The following is a 15,136-nucleotide window of genomic DNA, read 5'->3' on the forward strand; positions in this document are numbered from 1 at the left end:
CACCAAAAGCGATACCTTCGGTAAGCTTCGCTAACGCACCCCTTCAACTTCCCAAAAAGCGATACCTTCGGTAAGCTTCGCTAACGCACTCCCTTCAACCTCCCCAAAAGCGATACCTTCGGTAAGCTTCGCTAACGCACCTCCTCAACTTCTAAATATCCCTTTTTTATCTCACGCAGAGACGCAGAGAACGCAGAGAGTTTCGCGCAAAGTCGCAAAGGAGCAAAGACGCAAAGGATCGCACTTTTACCCAGTATCCTTTTTTAACGAACCACGTTCACCGAAGGTGTTCCCGAAGGGTAGACGCGAAGAACACGAAGGAAGAAGAGAAGAAAGAGCGAATTTTACATTTTCCAGTCAAGTATCCCTTTTTGCCATTAAAATATGTAATACTATTAGGAAATTTATTAAATGTAACAAAATTAGAAAATGAATCAACAAGATAATATTAAATTTGCTATATATATTGATGAATCTGGTAGTGCAAAACCAAATCCTAAAGATGAATGTCCTGTTTTTGCTATGAGTGGAGTTTTAATTAAAAGAAGTGATGAACAAATTATTAATCAATTGGTACTAGATTTTAAAAATCGTTGGAATATTAGTCAAGAACAACCTTTACATGGTAACGAAATACGCTCTAAGAAAAAAGGATTTGCTTGGTTAGGTAAATTATCTAAGGTTGAACAGCAGCAATTTTTGGAAGATTTGACACAAACTATAATTAGTTGTCCTATAGTTGTTCATGCTTGTGTTATCTCTCGTCAAGGATATCTCAATCGTTACTTAGAAAAGTATGGTGAAAATACTTGGGAAATGATGAAAAGTGCCTTTTCTATTTTAATAGAACGTAGTGCTAAATATGCAGCTATTAATAATGGTAGTTTAATGGTTTATTTTGAAGCAGCAGGTAAAAATGAAGATAATCTGCTAAAACAATATTTTTACGATTTAAGAGCTAAAGGTCAACCTTTTAATGTTACAACATCTGATAAATATTCACCTTTATCTGCTGATGATTTATCAAAATTGTTAAGAGGAATAGACAGCAAAACAAAAGCTAGTTCTGTTATGCAAATTGCTGATTTATGTTTGTATCCAGTTGTGCGTAGTAAAGATAGTCCTGATAATCAAGCGTTTTTAGCTCTTAAAAATGCTAACTTGCTTGTGGACTGTAGGTTACAACAGGATCAAGTTACTACTTTGGGAATTAAGTATTATTGCTTTGATAGCCCCTAAAAACAACAAAACCGCTACGCGAGCGGTTTATGATGCGGCAGTCATACGACTACCCCCAGGCTATGCCTACCTTTATATTATCTTCTGATTTATTAATTGTCAATATCTGATTGAGGTTTTTATTGTTTTGGTAAAGCGATACCTTCGGTAAGCTTCGCTAACGCACCCCTCAAACCTCACTAAAAGCGATACCTTCGGTAAGCTATCTCTTTGAGACGCTATGCGAACGCTAACGCCTGAGTATATGATATAATTGTACTATTAAGATTAATGAGTGTTCACTCAATATTATCAAAAAAACAATGCCAGCAAAAGATATTTACCACGATGCTGTTAAAAACGCTTTAATTAAAGATGGTTGGACAATTACGGCTGATCCTTATAAAATCAAGTATAAAGATGCTGAATTGTTCGCTGATCTATCCGCAGAAAAACCGATTGCAGCAGAACAAAGTGGACGGAAAATAATTGTTGAAATTAAGAGTTTTCTTAGTCCTTCTCCCATGAGAGATTTTGAAATAGCTTTAGGGCAATATATTTTATATCGTAATTTAATTACTCTCACAGAACCAGACTATACAATTTATTTGGCTATTAAAGAAAGTACATATCAAAACTTTTTTACAAGAGATTCAATTAAAGAGATTGTCCAATTAAATCAAATTTTGATCATTGTCGTGAATGTAGAAAAGGAGGAAATATTACAATGGATAAAGTAGAAAAATATCAAATAGCAATTAAACAAGTTCTCACAGAATATCATAATTGGGTTTCTGGTGCAACAAATTTAACTGATGAAAGTTGTTTGGTTTTTGATGATAATAACTATCACTACATTTGGTGTTTTTTGGGTTGGGATGGGAAGAAAAGAACAAATAAAATTCAAGTTAATGTCAGAATTAAAAATGATAAAATTTGGATTGAAGAAGATTGGACTGAGGAAGGAATAGCTAATGAGTTGATGAGGTTAGGTATTTCTAATCTTGATATTGTTTTAGCTTTTCATCCTCCTGATGAAAGGAAATATACTGAATTTGCTATTGCTTAAATATTATAGCGATCGCCTACAATAACCTATGCGATCGCACCTCTCAACCTCACCAAAAGCGATACCTTCGGTAAGCTTCGCTAACGCACCCCCTTCAACTTTCCAAACAGCGATACATTACGGAACGACTTGAAAAATACCAAATTGACGAAAATGATAATCAAATGAAAATGCTTGGATAATATCTAACTTTTCCATGATAACTACAAAAAAGCTGCCAAGTTAGGCGAATATCTTCTTCTGTTAAATAATATATAGTTGCTAATTTACCTGAGAAGAAAGCTTCACCTAAAATAATTGCTCTTTTTGCTTCTCCTCTTGCTCTTAATAAAGTTAATGTTTCATCAATTACATAATCAGTTGTTACTAAAGAATCTGTATTATTAGTTAACCATAAAATAGCGTTTTTATGGTTGGAATCTGAAGGAACAACACTAGCAAACCAAGCACCCATATCTACAAAAATCATAAACTATTGACAATATAAAACTTGATCGTGATCTTTACCATCAAAAGGATCTGTTTTCCCCTCTAAAGGAAGTTCAGCAATCTCTTGCAAAATTTCTAATGTTTTTTTCTGTTGATAATTAGATTCTAGAGGAATGATAATTACTTGTACTTTACTTCCTTCTGCTAGTTTTATCGGTTGTGATAGTCTTAATGTTCCTTGTTCATAAATGGCTTCTACTGGCATATAATTTATCTTGGAATTTGATTATTTAAATTATAGCACTATCTCCTAAATCCCATCATCCTCAAACAGCGATGCTTTTGCTTGGTGCTTCGCTATCGCATCCCCTCAAACCACCCAAAAGCGATACCTTCGGTAAGCTATCTCTACGAGACGCTACGCGAACGCTAACGCACTCCTTCAACTCCCCCAAACATCTATTTTTTAAGCCACTACTTCTATTACTCAACTTATGATATAATAAACAAAATATTAGTTAAAAACAAAGTTAGATAAATTAATATGGAAACGCAAGCAATTCTTCAATCTTTACCAAATCTCAGTATCAATGAAAGGTTACAAATTGCTGAATTTGCTTTACATTTAGTTAATCAACAACAAGAATTTTTAACAAAGGAACAACAAAAACGTCAATTAGTGTTAGCAGCAATTACAGCTATTGAAGATTATGCAAATGATGGTGAATTAGTTGTTTTCTCTGATTTAGATGGAGAAGATTTTTATGAATATCCAGATGAAGATTAAAATAAGTTATTAAAATTATGTATAGAGGTGAAGTTTGGTTAGTTAATTTAGATCCCACTGTAGGAACAGAAATTAGTAAAAAACGTCCTTGTATTATAGTTAATGATGATGCAATTGGGATTTTACCTTTGAAGGTTATTGTTCCAGTTACAGATTGGAAAGAACGGTATTCTATTAGACCTTGGATGGTAAAATTAGAACCATCAACTGAGAATAGTTTGGCAAAAGTTTCTGGTGTTGATACTTTTCAAATTCGTTCGGTTTCGGAAACACGATTAATAAGAAAATTAGGCCAGCTTTCTCAATCGGAAATGCAGATGATTTCTGAAGCATTAGCTGTGGTATTAAGTCTTTCTCTGTAAAATTGCGATCGCACCTCTTCAACCTCACCAAAAGCGATACCTTCGGTAAGCTATCTCTACGAGACGCTACGCGAACGCTAACGCACCCCTTCAACTTCCCAAAAAGTGATCGCCTCCCCTCAACTTCCCAAACAGCGATACCTTCGGTAAGCTATCTCTACGAGACGCTACGCGAACGCTAACGCACTCCCTCCAACTTCCCAAAAAGCGATACCTTCGGTAAGCTATCTCTACGAGACGCTACGCGAACGCTAACGCACCCCCTTCAACTTCCCCAAAAGCGATACCTTCGGTGTTTAAATCTGATATACTTTTAATAGATCAAGTTAATCATAAGTTTTACTTGATATTAATTAACTAGAATCTAAGAATATGAAACAATATAAAACTATACAGCTACAATTGAAACCAGAAATAGAAGATCGTCTGATTACCCAAGCTAATAAACAAGGTTTATCAATTGAATCTTATCTTGAATCTTTAATTGAAGATAGTTTGAAAAATCAAGAGGAAAAATCTTTTTCTCAAGTAACAAATGAGGAAGATTGGGAAACAGCACTAATGAATTTAATCAATAGTCCTGCTTTTGCTGTAGCACCACCACTTTCAGATGCAGCTATTAGTCGAGATAGTATTTATACCAGAGAAGATGAAATGTTATGAAATATCTGGTAGATACTAATATTTTACTGCGTTTAGTACAAAAAAATAGTCCTATGCACCTTGATACTCAAAGGGCAATTGTAACGCTCAAAAAGCAAGGTAATTTTTTATGTATTATTCCCCAAAATATAATTGAATTTTGGGCTGTTGCTACAAGACCTCTGGATAAAAATGGGTTAGGTTTATCTATTACTCAAGCTGAAGAAGAAAGCGAAAAACTTAAAAAGATATTTATATTGGAATTGGACACACCACAAATTTTTACTGAGTGGGAATCTCTTGTGATTAAATATCAAGTGATGGGAAAACAGGTACATGATGCTCGTTTAGTAGCAGCTATTTTAGCTCATAATATCACACATTTATTAACATTTAATGTTGATGATTTTAAGCGGTTTGCAGATATTGTAGTTGTTGATCCGCGTAGTGTTGTTTAATTATATTGAAAGTGCGATCGCACCCCCTCAACTCCCAAACAGCGATACCTTCGGTAAGCTAACGCTAACGCATCCCTTCAACTTCCAAACAGCGATACCTTCGGTAAGCTTCGCTAACGCACTTCCTCCAACTTCCCAAACAGCGATACCTTCGGTAAGCTTCGCTAACGCACCCCTCCAACTTCCCAAAATAGCGATACCTTCGGTAAGCTAACGCTAACGCACCTCTTCAACTTCCAAAACATTCTTTTTTTAACGAACCACAGAGACACAGAGAACACACAGAAAGAGCGATCGCACTCCTTCAACTTCCCAACATCTCTTTTGAAACGAACCACAGAGACACAGAGAACACAGAGTAAGAGCGATCCCACCCCTCCAACTTCCCAAATAGCGATCGCACCCCCTCAACTTCCCAAACATTCTTTTTTTAACGAACCACAGAGACACATAGGACACAGAGGATCGCACATTTTCCCCAGCATCCTTTTTTAACGAACCACGAAGACGCAAAGAACACGAAGGAAGAGGAGAAAGATCGCAATTACTCCCCCAAATATTACAATCAAATCCTGAACATCATCGTTTGACTTCACGTACAGGAAGAAGGAAACGCCTACTTAGGTAAATATGGTATTTTTATATTCAGTAGTCTTGATATTTAGCGTAAGACAAGCTAGGATAAAGTGGAACAAGGTAAAACAGACTAAAACAATAATGCGCTTTTTCAGCGTAGGTGTTGCAAATGAGTATCCTAGAGGCTATCAAACCTGATTATTTTGAAGAATTTCGGCTTGAAGAAGCTCAATCATTTTTAGAGCAGTGTTTAGCCTGTGACTCTTCCAATGCTGAATTTTATGAATTTCTTGGAAATATTGCACAACGTCAAGGCATAAACATAGATCAAGTAAAATCTAAGCTCTCTGAGGCTCTCCAAGAATTTATGATTTTGGTCGAGCTTCAAGAACAGCTTTGTATCACAGGTTCACAAATCAAGGAGCTTGCTGAACGTATTCCTGCTGATGATTCTGAAAATAAATCAAAACGTAGTTACGTCCTTGAAAAAAAATTCTTGGACATGGCTTTTCAGAAGTTTATAGAAAGAGTTTCGGAAATTAATTATGTTCAATCTAGAATCGTAGAGAACTACTGGAACTATCTCACTGATAAGCTTCAAGACTTAATTTTGTTTGGTTATATCAAAGAATTATTGTCTCAAAGACGATATTCTTTATCTGAATTTGGTATTTCTCAAGCTATTTGCGAAAAACACGAAGATTCATTTTTGAAATTCAAGAGTTCTCTTTTTCATGTATTAAGTGATTCTGATGTAAATGTACGTTTGCCTCACTTAATAAATAAATATGAGCAAATAGTTTCTAATAACTCTGACAATAATCCTAGTTACCAGGCAAAAGCACTATGTAAGAGGTATAATTTGGAGGAGTTCTTAGCAAAAATGACTCCTAACAATTCTCATGGTGAAAGTGACTGGGGTGAACCAATCGGTAAGGAAGTCTGGTAGTAATGTCTATGTACCAGATCGGGGCGATATTGTATGGCTATATTTCGACCCTCAAGCGGGTCATGAACAAGCTGGTAATCGCCCCGCTTTAATTATTTCTCCTATGATATATAATGATTTCGGTCTTGCTATAGTTTGCCCAATAACTAACAGTACAAAAGGTTATGCTTTTGAAGTTCCTGTACCTAACGGTATAAACACTACAGGTTTTGTTTTAGCAGATCATATTAAAAGTGTTGACTGGAAAGCAAGAAAAGCTAAATTTATTGAAAAAGTTTCAGTTGAATTTGTTACTGAAGTAATTAGTATATTATCGTCAATAATTCCTTATCCTCAAACAGATTAAAATTGTTGTAATGGCTTAGGGTAAAAGCAATTAGTAAAATACTAATAGCCGTTTTAAATTGTGCGTTAGCCAGATAAGCTCATAGTAATTGCCTAGTAAACTTGCCACAGGAATATCAAAACCCAAGGCAAGTTAAATATCTAAAACTATTTTTTACAGTTGCTTCACCTCACTAACCAACTTAGCCACCATATCCTTAGCACTACCAAACAACATAGTCGTCTTATCCTTATAAAACAACTCATTATCCACACCAGCAAAACCCGCACTCATACCGCGCTTAATCACAATAGTTTGCTTCGCCCGATCAACCTCTAAAATTGGCATCCCATATATCGGACTACTCGCATCACTACGCGCCGCAGGATTTACCACATCATTAGCACCAATTACTAACGCTACATCAGCCTGTTCAAACTGGGGATTAATATCCTCCATATCATATAACTGCGTATAAGGTACATTAGCTTCCGCCAATAATACGTTCATGTGTCCCGGCATTCTCCCCGCAACCGGATGTATCGCATATTTCACATCCACACCCATGCGTTCTAGTTGATCCGCCAACTCCCGGACACTATGCTGTGCTTGAGCAACTGCCATCCCATAACCTGGTACAATCACCACAGAACGGGCATAACCTAACATCATCGCCCCTTCTTCAGGATCTATACTGCGAACAGTTTGATTACTTGTACCCGCAGCACCTCCACCACTGGCAGTAGTTACAGAACCAAAAGCACTAAATAACACACTGAATAACGACCGGTTCATGGCCTTACACATAATTTCTGTAAGGATGATACCCGAAGCACCCACCAAAGCACCGGCGATGATTAACATATTGTTCATCACCACAAATCCCGCAGCCGCAGCAGCAACACCTGATAAAGAGTTTAACAACGAAATCACCACCGGCATATCACCGCCACCAATGGGTAATACAAACATCACCCCTAACACCAAGGAAACCGCTACCACTGCTAAAAACACGGGTAAACTATCCGGTGAGATGATTAAATAAGCACTTCCAGCCAAGTATGTACCTAAAAGCAAGAGGTTAACAGGTTGCTGCAAAGGAAAGGTAATAGGAGTACCACTAACCAAACCTTGCAACTTAGCAAAAGCCAGAAAACTACCCGTAAACGTCACACCACCGATCAACACATCCAATAACATAGATATATTGATATCGAGGGGGATAGGTTGAGAAGCATCTAACAACCGCCAAAATTCGGCAACTGCTACCAGTGCGGAAGATGCACCACCCAAACCATTGAGTAAACCAACCATTTGGGGCATTTCCGTCATTTGCACTTTGTAAGCTGCCACAGCCCCAATAATAGAACCAATGACTAAACCCACTAAGATCATCTCGTAATTTAATACGTGCTGATCTAATAAAGTGGCAACCACAGCTAATAACATTCCCACCGCAGCAATCACATTACCATTGCGTGCAGTTGCCGGAGAACCGAGCTTTTTTAAACCAAAGATAAATAAAGATGCAGCTACTAAATAAGTTAGCTGAATCCCAGTAGGGATAAAAGTATTCATGCTTTAACATCCTTCTTTTTAAACATTTGCAGCATTCTGTCTGTAACCAAAAAACCACCGACAACGTTAACCATTGCCAATATCACCGCAATTAAACCGAGAATTACTGATAAATTGGTGTTTCTTTCCCCCGCAGCGAGAATTGCACCTATTACCGAAATGCCAGAGATAGCATTAGAACCCGACATCAAAGGAGTGTGAAGAGTCGGGGGAACTTTGTTAATGACTTCAAAGCCGATAAAAGAAGCCAAAACAAGCACAAATAAAGCCGCTAGTAAAGTTTCATTCATGTTATTTAAGATGTTAAATTGTTAGCTCACGCAGAGACGCAGAGGCGCAGAGAGAATTTAGAGAACAAACGGAAAATCTCTCTCTAACACTCTTTCCTACCCTTCGGGAATACCTTCGGTGAACGTGTACTTTGCGTTCTTTGCGGTTCGTTCCTAAAAAATCCTCAAAACTAAACCACAACAGCTTGCAAAGCATCCTTCACCCGTTGATTTCTAATTTCACCACCATAAGTAACACAAGCAGCATCAACAATATCATCGGCAAAATTAACCTGTAACGTTTTATCTTTAATCAATAACTGCATTAATGCAGTAATATTTTTAGAGTACAATTGACTAGCGTGTACAGGCATGGATGAAGGTAAATTAATTGGTCCAATAATTGTTACACCGTTCCAAACAATATCCTTACCCGGTGCGGTACAAGCACAGTTTCCACCCTGTTCTGCTGCTAAGTCTACTATTACAGAACCGGGTTTCATGGCTTTTACCATCTCTTCTGTAACTAGGATGGGTGCTTTTCTGCCTGGTACTTGGGCGGTGGTAATGACTACATCGGAATTTTTGACGTGTTCAGCAACTAATTCTTGGGTGCGTTTTTTGCTGTCTTCTGATATTTCCTTTGCGTAACCACCTGCTGCTGTAGTTTCTTCTTCGAGTTTAACTTCGACGAATTTCGCCCCTAAGCTTTGTACTTCTTCTTTGACGGCTGGACGAATATCAAAGGCTTCTACTACTGCTCCTAGTCTTCTTGCAGTGGCGATCGCCTGTAAACCTGCTACACCTGCACCCATAATAAATACTTTAGCAGGGGCAATAGTACCGGCAGCAGTGGTTAACATCGGAAAATATTTTGGTAATGCTGCTGCTGCCAAAAGTACGGTTTTATACCCTGCTAGTGATGCTTGGGAAGATAAAGCATCCATGCTTTGCGCTCTGGTAGTACGGGGGATTAATTCCATACTTAAAGCTGTAATTTGCCGTTGTGCTAATTTTTGCGCTATTTGGGGATTTCCTAATGGGTTGAGAAAGCTGATTAAAACAGATCCAGTTTTGAGTAAGTCTATTTCAGAACGTCCATCTTCTCTTTCTTGGGGTGGACTGACTTTTAACATTATGTCTGCTTCACCCCATAATGTAGCAGGATCACTAATTATTTTCGCTCCTGCTGCTTCATAGTCAGCGTCAGTAAAAAATGCTTTTTCTCCCGCACCAGTTTCTACATAAATTTCTAATCCTTGTTTGATTAATTTGGCTACAATGTCAGGAATTAATGATACCCGACGTTCACAAACTTCTATTTCTTTAGCTACTGCTATTTTCATGCAATCTCCTAGAGATAAATACTTAATATTTGTTAGCTATTTTTAGCTATTTATTGATGTACGTCTTTAATAAACTGATACAACTAATGCAACATGAACCATGAACTTTGTCTTGAACCCTTGTGTAAAGCATTTTTGCTATTGGCAAATATGATCTAGATGGTTCTCAACTGTTGTGGTTACTGCACATCTTATGTGCATTTTTTGATGTTATATCTATGTCTTCAGATTATTTTCGGGATTGTGCAATTTAATTTCTACTTTCTGCCATACTTAAATTGGGTAAGTTTGATATTTTCTACTTAACTGCACGATTTTGTCAGGATTCAGAATATACAAAGGTTGAGTCTCAACAATTGATTGATTGTAATTTAAGGAGCGATCGGCAAAAACTTTTTTCAACTTTTATCAAAAAAATGTTATTTTACTCAACATCTCTATACAATCTGCAACACAAACAAAGAAAAACTTTACACCCCACATCCCACACCATAGGATTAAGCCTTATTTTTGCCTGATTGTCACATCTTCAGAGTAAAAATGTACTTTTGGCACTTTTATGTTCATTTTTCGTCTATGATTAAGTATAAAGTAGTAAAGTTTAGTTAAGAATACTAACAAGACTGTTACTGAAGATTACAGAGAACTCAGAAATAATATTTATTTAGAGGAAGCCTAACTATGCGACGTTTACTTTCTGCTTTAGCTGTAACTGGTTGTTTATTAACGACTTTTCCGGCTGTCAGTTTGGCACAACAAGGTTTTACACTATTTAGCGGTGTTAAGGGAGAAAATCAACTACCCTTCCGTTTAGATTTTGGTGGACAAACCAACGCCACGGATAGATATATACTCAGACTACCCGCCAAAAAAATGAAATTGGCAGTTGCTCAATTTGCCATTACTTACCCTGATTATTACAAAGGCAGTTTTGATCCAAAAGCAGTTGAAGTCAGAGTCAAAGAAAAAGGTGTTCCTTTAAGTGAAGTTAAATGGAATAAAGAAGGACGGATAATAGAGATATTTCCCGAAGAACCAGTACCAGCAGGTAGTAAAGTTGAGTTAGTGCTATCCAACGTGCAAAATCCTGCCTTTGGGGGAATGTTCCATTTTAACTGTCAAGTCCTCTCCCCTGGAGATGTACCAATGTTGCGCTACTTAGGTACTTGGCTCATCAGCATCAATTAACAAGGGAACAGGTAACAGGTAACAGGTAACAGGTAGCAAATTATTTGTATTTTCCCAATCACCAGTCCCCAATCACCAGTCACCAATCACTAGAAACTGTATCCAGAAATATACTCTTATTGCCTGTAAAGTGGTAAGATAACAGATTGTGACTTTTTATGAAAATCGCCTAAGAGGACAAAGAAATGCAAAGAACATTGGGTGGAACTTGTCGGAAGAGAAAGAGAACCTCTGGTTTTCGTGCTAGAATGCAAAGCCCAACTGGCAGAAGAGTAATTAGAGCCAGAAGAAAAAAAGGTCGTCATCGTTTAAGCGTTTAGGCATCCAGCAAATAGAGAAGCTGTGGCTTTGCCCAAAGCATATAGATTAAAATCCCGCAAGGATTTCCAGGCGGTTTTCCGGGAAGGAATTCGGTGTCATAGCTCTCATTTCACTTTGAGAGCTTTAAAACCGTCACGTCCACAAGAAACTTCTAGTGATAATGACGCTGCTACCATAAAATTAACTAAATGTCAAGATTTAGCTAGTACAAAAATTGGCGTTTCCATTAGCACCAAAGTCAGTAAAAGAGCAGTAGTTCGCAATCGGATTAAACGGCAAATTACAGCCGCATTGTCTCAAATATTGCCTAAGTTATCACCTGGATGGCGATTGGTAGTGATTGTCAAGCCAAAGACAGCAGAATCTGAGTGCGTAAGCCAACAATTTCTGCAAGAATTAGAGCAGTTGTTGGTAAAAGCAGAGGTAATAAATGGGTATTCGTGAAGAAGTTTATTATGAAGGTGGTCCCCATATTGGAGATTTGATTCTCAATTTATTGATTGGGCTAACGGTTGTGGGTTTACCATTAACTATTGGAGCGATAGTTAGAGCGTTATGGTTACGTTTTAAAATCACTGATCGGCGAGTTGCTGTGATGGGTGGTTGGATGGGACGAGATCGCACTGACGTAATTTATTCAGAAATAGTCAAAGTGGTAAAAGTTCCCCGTGCCATAGGTTTGTGGGGAGATATGGTACTTACCCTGAAAAACGGTAGTCGGTTAGAAATACGGGCTATTCCCAATTTTCGGGAAACTTATGATTATATAAGTGAGAAAGTCGCCGCTAAAAATCCCCAATATACTGATGCTCAAAAGTAGGCAGGAGGCAGGAGGCAGGAGGCAGGAGTCAGGAGTCAGGAGTCAGGATAAAGAAGGTAAATATTTCTTCCCAGTCCCCAGTCCCCAGTCACCAATCCCCAGTCCCCAGTCCCCATTGTGCGGCTATCCGTAGCCAATGATAGTCGCTAATAAATCACGATTTAGATAAATTAGATTCAGTTCAGTTTACAGTACCTTGGGTTGGATTTAGAATAATGGATTTTGGTATCGGGTTTCTCTCGAACAACGTAATGCTGCCAATCATAGACTTTTTCTATGGTTTTTTTCCTAGCTATGGATTGGCGATCGTTGCTTTAACATTAATCATTCGGTTTGCACTCTATCCCCTGAGTGCAGGTTCTATTCGCAGTATGCGCCGAATGCGAATAGTGCAACCTCTCATGCAAAAGCGGATGGCGGAAGTTAAAGAACGCTATAAAGACGATCCGCAAAAGCAGCAAGAGGAAATGGTGAATGTTCAGAAAGAGTTTGGCAACCCCTTAGCTGGATGTTTGCCCCTGCTGTTACAGATGCCAGTTTTACTAGCACTGTTTGCAACTTTGCGGGGTTCACCATTTGCAGGTGTGAACTACTCCGTTAACTTGCAAATCTTTCCATCCGAACAAATAGAACGCATTCAACCCCAAGCCTTTGCAACTCCTCCCCAAAACATCTACATTGCTGATGGGGATCACACAAAAATTACCGCTATTCTTCCCGGTGGTAATAAGTTAGCGGTGGGAGAAAACACAAAGATCCAATATCAAACATTGGAGGGCAAACCCTTTGAGGCTCTGTTAGCAGAACATCCAGAAACTAAATTAACTCCTGAATGGAAAATAACCAAAGGAGAAGATAGAGTTAAAATTGATGCCGAAGGCAACATAGAAGCCTTACAACCTGGAGATGTGACAATACAAGGCACAATTCCCGGACTGGCAGCAGATAAAGGATTTCTGTTTATTGATGCTTTAGGTAGGGTAGGGGCAATAGATCCAGATGGTGTAGTTCACTGGGATATTGTCGGCATGATAGTCTTCTTTGGCATCAGCTTGTACTTTAGCCAAATGCTGTCTGGGCAAAATTCCAGTGGTGGTAATCCACAACAGGATACAGTTAATAAAATTACACCTGTGATCTTTTCGGGAATGTTTTTGTTCTTCCCGCTACCTGCTGGTGTACTCATGTACATGGTAATTGGTAACGTTTTCCAAACCCTGCAAACCTACATTCTTTCCCGCGAACCTCTACCAGAGGAACTGCAAAAAATTGTAGCTATCCAGGAAAAGGAACAACAAGCGGCAACTGTAGAGGTTAAAGCTTTGCCCTTTGAACCAAAAAGTTCTAAGAAAAAGGCTACAGGCTAATTATGAGTGAAATTTCTATGCAGCGTGGTGAACAATGGTTAACACAATTGCTGCAACTTACTGGAATCTCTACTAATGTTAAGGGTAATTTAGGGGCTGCTCCTACTCTGGGGGCAGTTTCTCAAGAACCTGATAGCTATTGGTTGACTATTGATGAATCGAATTTGATGCCAGAACAAATCAAAGTTTTGATTGGTGCTGGTGGTTCAGTGTTAGATGCTATGCAGTATCTAGCTAATTCGGTACTAAATTTGCATCAGCCAGAACATGAGCAGACATCTTATACCATTGAGTTGAATGGCTACCGTGTCAGACGACAAGCGGAAATAACTGCTTTAGCTAGAACTGCGGCTCAAGAAGTGCGTTTTTCTGGACGAGAAGTGGAAATTAGATCCCTCAGTTCAGCGGAAAGGCGACAAGTTCACAGCTTTTTAAAGGAATTTCCTGATTTGGAAACCTTTAGCCGTGGTAAAGAACCCCATCGTAATTTAGTAGTTCGTCCTGCGACTGAACCACCAACAGATCCTGGCTATTAAAGCTAAAATCAAAGATAAGTATTCAGCTATCAGCAGTCAGCAGTCAGCTTTTTAAAGCTTGCGCCTAAACTCCCTATTTTGATAATCTACCAATTTATCAAACATTCTTACTCCTGAACGGCAGTTGCTTTATGCCGGGGAACTCGTCCACCGCACTGCCTCCTCCTGACTCCTGAATTCCTATATCAGCTATCAGCAATTTTGCTGATCATTAACCATAATTTTTTGTGAGGATATCTCACTCATCATAATGGACGCTATTTTTATTCCGCAGCTAACCAAAGCCCCGGAACGGACAGAGGAAATTCAAGTTAACGAGTCTCTGCCTGGACTGGAAACTTTAACCCCTGTGCGTGGAACTATCCGCGTCCAGCATCAGGGTAATTATTTAGAAGTTTCTGGTCAGGCAGAATCAATTATTACTTGTACCTGTAACCGCTGTTTGCAGCAATATAATCAACGTTTGGCTGTTAATACTAAAGAAATTATTTGGTTAGATGCTAATGCTAATCAAGTTGAAGACTTGCCTTTAGAAAGGGAAGTTGCTATGGAAGATTTAGTAGAAACGCTTTCACCTGATGGTTATTTTTATCCTAGTGAATGGCTGTATGAGCAAATGTGTTTAGCTATTCCTCAACGTCAATTGTGCGATCGCAATTGTCCGGGTATTTTAGATAATACTGCTGCTGGTGGTGCTGAAAAGCAGGTTGATAGACGTTGGTCTGCTTTGGAAAGTTTGAAAAAACAACTTCCTGAATAATGGTCTATATAGGGGTTGCTGAGAAAGTCTTTCCGTGAGGGCATAGGAGTCAGGAGTCAGGAGTCAGGAGTCAGGAGGAGATTTGAAAATTTCTTTGCCATCTCTTGAAATCCCAAAAAATGCACACTTTTTCCGG

General features: G+C 38.4%; 22 protein-coding genes. 17 read left to right on the forward strand and 5 right to left on the reverse strand.

Annotation, left to right across the window (positions count from 1 at the left end):
• The first annotated feature begins 429 nt into the window (after positions 1-429).
• The 3 genes from H6F45_RS21615 to H6F45_RS21625 all read left to right on the forward strand — a co-directional run bounded on the left by H6F45_RS21615 (position 430) and on the right by H6F45_RS21625 (position 2,287).
• Positions 430-1,239 (forward strand): DUF3800 domain-containing protein, encoded by an 810-nt coding sequence (locus H6F45_RS21615; protein WP_137667960.1) that lies wholly within the window; start codon positions 430-432, stop codon positions 1,237-1,239.
• A gap of 302 nt (positions 1,240-1,541) precedes the next feature.
• Entirely contained in the window at positions 1,542-1,958 is a 417-nt protein-coding gene (locus H6F45_RS21620) for a XisH family protein (protein ID WP_137667961.1), read from the forward strand.
• Positions 1,946-2,287: a XisI protein gene (locus H6F45_RS21625; protein WP_137667962.1), complete on the forward strand. Its 342-nt coding sequence runs from the start codon at positions 1,946-1,948 to the stop codon at positions 2,285-2,287. Before H6F45_RS21620 ends, H6F45_RS21625 begins: the two co-directional genes overlap by 13 nt.
• A 160-nt stretch (positions 2,288-2,447) precedes the next feature.
• On the opposite strand, the gene H6F45_RS21630 is transcribed toward H6F45_RS21625, so the two are convergent.
• Both H6F45_RS21630 and H6F45_RS21635 read right to left on the reverse strand, forming a co-directional pair.
• Positions 2,448-2,756 carry a DNA-binding protein gene (locus tag H6F45_RS21630; RefSeq protein ID WP_199291105.1) on the reverse strand — a complete coding sequence of 103 codons (309 nt, stop codon included), beginning with the start codon at positions 2,754-2,756 and terminating at the stop codon, positions 2,448-2,450.
• Positions 2,757-2,759: 3 nt separating this feature from the next.
• Complete coding sequence (locus H6F45_RS21635; protein WP_096668005.1) at positions 2,760-2,981, reverse strand: antitoxin family protein; 222 nt, start codon at positions 2,979-2,981, stop codon at positions 2,760-2,762.
• Between the two features lie 279 nt (positions 2,982-3,260).
• Here H6F45_RS21635 and H6F45_RS21640 point away from each other — a divergent pair, with 279 nt between their 5' ends.
• The 6 genes from H6F45_RS21640 (at position 3,261) to H6F45_RS21665 (ending at position 6,836) form a co-directional block, all read left to right on the forward strand.
• Complete coding sequence (locus H6F45_RS21640) at positions 3,261-3,503, forward strand: hypothetical protein (protein ID WP_137667963.1); 243 nt, start codon at positions 3,261-3,263, stop codon at positions 3,501-3,503.
• A 17-nt stretch (positions 3,504-3,520) separates the two neighbouring features.
• A complete protein-coding gene (locus H6F45_RS21645) occupies positions 3,521-3,865 on the forward strand; it encodes a type II toxin-antitoxin system PemK/MazF family toxin (protein ID WP_137667964.1) in 345 nt (114 codons plus the stop codon).
• A 372-nt stretch (positions 3,866-4,237) separates the two neighbouring features.
• Entirely contained in the window at positions 4,238-4,528 is a 291-nt protein-coding gene (locus tag H6F45_RS21650) for a hypothetical protein (protein WP_028089796.1), read from the forward strand.
• Positions 4,525-4,965 carry a PIN domain-containing protein gene (locus H6F45_RS21655; protein WP_190348353.1) on the forward strand — a complete coding sequence of 147 codons (441 nt, stop codon included), beginning with the start codon at positions 4,525-4,527 and terminating at the stop codon, positions 4,963-4,965. The genes H6F45_RS21650 and H6F45_RS21655 overlap by 4 nt, the downstream gene beginning before the upstream one ends.
• A gap of 745 nt (positions 4,966-5,710) precedes the next feature.
• Positions 5,711-6,490 carry a hypothetical protein gene (locus tag H6F45_RS21660; RefSeq protein ID WP_035371694.1) on the forward strand — a complete coding sequence of 260 codons (780 nt, stop codon included), beginning with the start codon at positions 5,711-5,713 and terminating at the stop codon, positions 6,488-6,490.
• Positions 6,462-6,836 carry a type II toxin-antitoxin system PemK/MazF family toxin gene (locus tag H6F45_RS21665; protein ID WP_028089797.1) on the forward strand — a complete coding sequence of 125 codons (375 nt, stop codon included), beginning with the start codon at positions 6,462-6,464 and terminating at the stop codon, positions 6,834-6,836. Before H6F45_RS21660 ends, H6F45_RS21665 begins: the two co-directional genes overlap by 29 nt.
• A gap of 153 nt (positions 6,837-6,989) precedes the next feature.
• Here the strand turns inward: H6F45_RS21665 and H6F45_RS21670 are convergent, their stop codons facing one another.
• The 3 genes from H6F45_RS21670 to H6F45_RS21680 form a co-directional block, all read right to left on the reverse strand.
• Positions 6,990-8,393, reverse strand: coding sequence for an NAD(P)(+) transhydrogenase (Re/Si-specific) subunit beta (locus H6F45_RS21670; protein WP_190348354.1), 1,404 nt, complete (start codon positions 8,391-8,393; stop codon positions 6,990-6,992).
• Positions 8,390-8,683 carry an NAD(P) transhydrogenase subunit alpha gene (locus tag H6F45_RS21675; RefSeq protein ID WP_096569218.1) on the reverse strand — a complete coding sequence of 98 codons (294 nt, stop codon included), beginning with the start codon at positions 8,681-8,683 and terminating at the stop codon, positions 8,390-8,392. The genes H6F45_RS21670 and H6F45_RS21675 overlap by 4 nt, the downstream gene beginning before the upstream one ends.
• A gap of 170 nt (positions 8,684-8,853) precedes the next feature.
• On the reverse strand, positions 8,854-10,008 hold the full coding sequence (locus H6F45_RS21680; protein ID WP_137667970.1) for a Re/Si-specific NAD(P)(+) transhydrogenase subunit alpha: 1,155 nt from the start codon (positions 10,006-10,008) through the stop codon (positions 8,854-8,856).
• Between the two features lie 681 nt (positions 10,009-10,689).
• Here H6F45_RS21680 and H6F45_RS21685 point away from each other — a divergent pair.
• The 8 genes from H6F45_RS21685 to H6F45_RS21720 all read left to right on the forward strand — a co-directional run bounded on the left by H6F45_RS21685 (position 10,690) and on the right by H6F45_RS21720 (position 15,000).
• Positions 10,690-11,196, forward strand: a complete 507-nt coding sequence (locus H6F45_RS21685) for a DUF2808 domain-containing protein (protein ID WP_190348355.1) — start codon at positions 10,690-10,692, stop codon at positions 11,194-11,196.
• Between the two features lie 185 nt (positions 11,197-11,381).
• Complete coding sequence (rpmH, locus tag H6F45_RS21690) at positions 11,382-11,516, forward strand: 50S ribosomal protein L34 (RefSeq protein WP_096569209.1); 135 nt, start codon at positions 11,382-11,384, stop codon at positions 11,514-11,516.
• A gap of 22 nt (positions 11,517-11,538) precedes the next feature.
• The gene (gene rnpA, locus H6F45_RS21695; protein WP_137667972.1) at positions 11,539-11,961 is read left to right on the forward strand and encodes a ribonuclease P protein component; all 423 of its coding nucleotides are present in this window, start codon (positions 11,539-11,541) and stop codon (positions 11,959-11,961) included.
• On the forward strand, positions 11,948-12,337 hold the full coding sequence (locus H6F45_RS21700; RefSeq protein WP_190348356.1) for a PH domain-containing protein: 390 nt from the start codon (positions 11,948-11,950) through the stop codon (positions 12,335-12,337). The genes rnpA and H6F45_RS21700 overlap by 14 nt, the downstream gene beginning before the upstream one ends.
• Complete coding sequence (locus H6F45_RS21705) at positions 12,324-12,470, forward strand: hypothetical protein (protein WP_190348357.1); 147 nt, start codon at positions 12,324-12,326, stop codon at positions 12,468-12,470. Before H6F45_RS21700 ends, H6F45_RS21705 begins: the two co-directional genes overlap by 14 nt.
• 82 nt (positions 12,471-12,552) lie before the next feature.
• Positions 12,553-13,704 carry a membrane protein insertase YidC gene (yidC, locus tag H6F45_RS21710; RefSeq protein WP_096569200.1) on the forward strand — a complete coding sequence of 384 codons (1,152 nt, stop codon included), beginning with the start codon at positions 12,553-12,555 and terminating at the stop codon, positions 13,702-13,704.
• Between the two features lie 2 nt (positions 13,705-13,706).
• On the forward strand, positions 13,707-14,240 hold the full coding sequence (locus H6F45_RS21715) for a R3H domain-containing nucleic acid-binding protein (RefSeq protein ID WP_190348358.1): 534 nt from the start codon (positions 13,707-13,709) through the stop codon (positions 14,238-14,240).
• A gap of 250 nt (positions 14,241-14,490) precedes the next feature.
• Entirely contained in the window at positions 14,491-15,000 is a 510-nt protein-coding gene (locus tag H6F45_RS21720) for a DUF177 domain-containing protein (protein ID WP_137667974.1), read from the forward strand.
• The last annotated feature ends 136 nt before the right edge of the window (positions 15,001-15,136 follow it).

Origin of the sequence: Sphaerospermopsis sp. FACHB-1194 (assembly GCF_014696235.1) — a bacterium.
GTDB lineage: Bacteria > Cyanobacteriota > Cyanobacteriia > Cyanobacteriales > Nostocaceae > Sphaerospermopsis > Sphaerospermopsis kisseleviana.

Excerpts from the sequence above, each read along its gene's own strand:
- H6F45_RS21615 (WP_137667960.1), top strand. The coding sequence starts at position 430 with ATGAATCAACAAGATAATATTAAATTTGCTATATATATTGATGAATCT.
- H6F45_RS21620 (WP_137667961.1), top strand. The coding sequence starts at position 1,542 with ATGCCAGCAAAAGATATTTACCACGATGCTGTTAAAAACGCTTTAATT.
- H6F45_RS21625 (WP_137667962.1), top strand. The coding sequence starts at position 1,946 with ATGGATAAAGTAGAAAAATATCAAATAGCAATTAAACAAGTTCTCACA.
- H6F45_RS21630 (WP_199291105.1), bottom strand. The coding sequence starts at position 2,756 with ATGATTTTTGTAGATATGGGTGCTTGGTTTGCTAGTGTTGTTCCTTCA.
- H6F45_RS21635 (WP_096668005.1), bottom strand. The coding sequence starts at position 2,981 with ATGCCAGTAGAAGCCATTTATGAACAAGGAACATTAAGACTATCACAA.
- H6F45_RS21640 (WP_137667963.1), top strand. The coding sequence starts at position 3,261 with ATGGAAACGCAAGCAATTCTTCAATCTTTACCAAATCTCAGTATCAAT.
- H6F45_RS21645 (WP_137667964.1), top strand. The coding sequence starts at position 3,521 with ATGTATAGAGGTGAAGTTTGGTTAGTTAATTTAGATCCCACTGTAGGA.
- H6F45_RS21650 (WP_028089796.1), top strand. The coding sequence starts at position 4,238 with ATGAAACAATATAAAACTATACAGCTACAATTGAAACCAGAAATAGAA.
- H6F45_RS21655 (WP_190348353.1), top strand. The coding sequence starts at position 4,525 with ATGAAATATCTGGTAGATACTAATATTTTACTGCGTTTAGTACAAAAA.
- H6F45_RS21660 (WP_035371694.1), top strand. The coding sequence starts at position 5,711 with ATGAGTATCCTAGAGGCTATCAAACCTGATTATTTTGAAGAATTTCGG.
- H6F45_RS21670 (WP_190348354.1), bottom strand. The coding sequence starts at position 8,393 with ATGAATACTTTTATCCCTACTGGGATTCAGCTAACTTATTTAGTAGCT.
- H6F45_RS21675 (WP_096569218.1), bottom strand. The coding sequence starts at position 8,683 with ATGAATGAAACTTTACTAGCGGCTTTATTTGTGCTTGTTTTGGCTTCT.
- H6F45_RS21680 (WP_137667970.1), bottom strand. The coding sequence starts at position 10,008 with ATGAAAATAGCAGTAGCTAAAGAAATAGAAGTTTGTGAACGTCGGGTA.
- H6F45_RS21685 (WP_190348355.1), top strand. The coding sequence starts at position 10,690 with ATGCGACGTTTACTTTCTGCTTTAGCTGTAACTGGTTGTTTATTAACG.
- rpmH (WP_096569209.1), top strand. The coding sequence starts at position 11,382 with ATGCAAAGAACATTGGGTGGAACTTGTCGGAAGAGAAAGAGAACCTCT.
- H6F45_RS21700 (WP_190348356.1), top strand. The coding sequence starts at position 11,948 with ATGGGTATTCGTGAAGAAGTTTATTATGAAGGTGGTCCCCATATTGGA.
- H6F45_RS21705 (WP_190348357.1), top strand. The coding sequence starts at position 12,324 with ATGCTCAAAAGTAGGCAGGAGGCAGGAGGCAGGAGGCAGGAGTCAGGA.
- yidC (WP_096569200.1), top strand. The coding sequence starts at position 12,553 with ATGGATTTTGGTATCGGGTTTCTCTCGAACAACGTAATGCTGCCAATC.
- H6F45_RS21715 (WP_190348358.1), top strand. The coding sequence starts at position 13,707 with ATGAGTGAAATTTCTATGCAGCGTGGTGAACAATGGTTAACACAATTG.
- H6F45_RS21720 (WP_137667974.1), top strand. The coding sequence starts at position 14,491 with ATGGACGCTATTTTTATTCCGCAGCTAACCAAAGCCCCGGAACGGACA.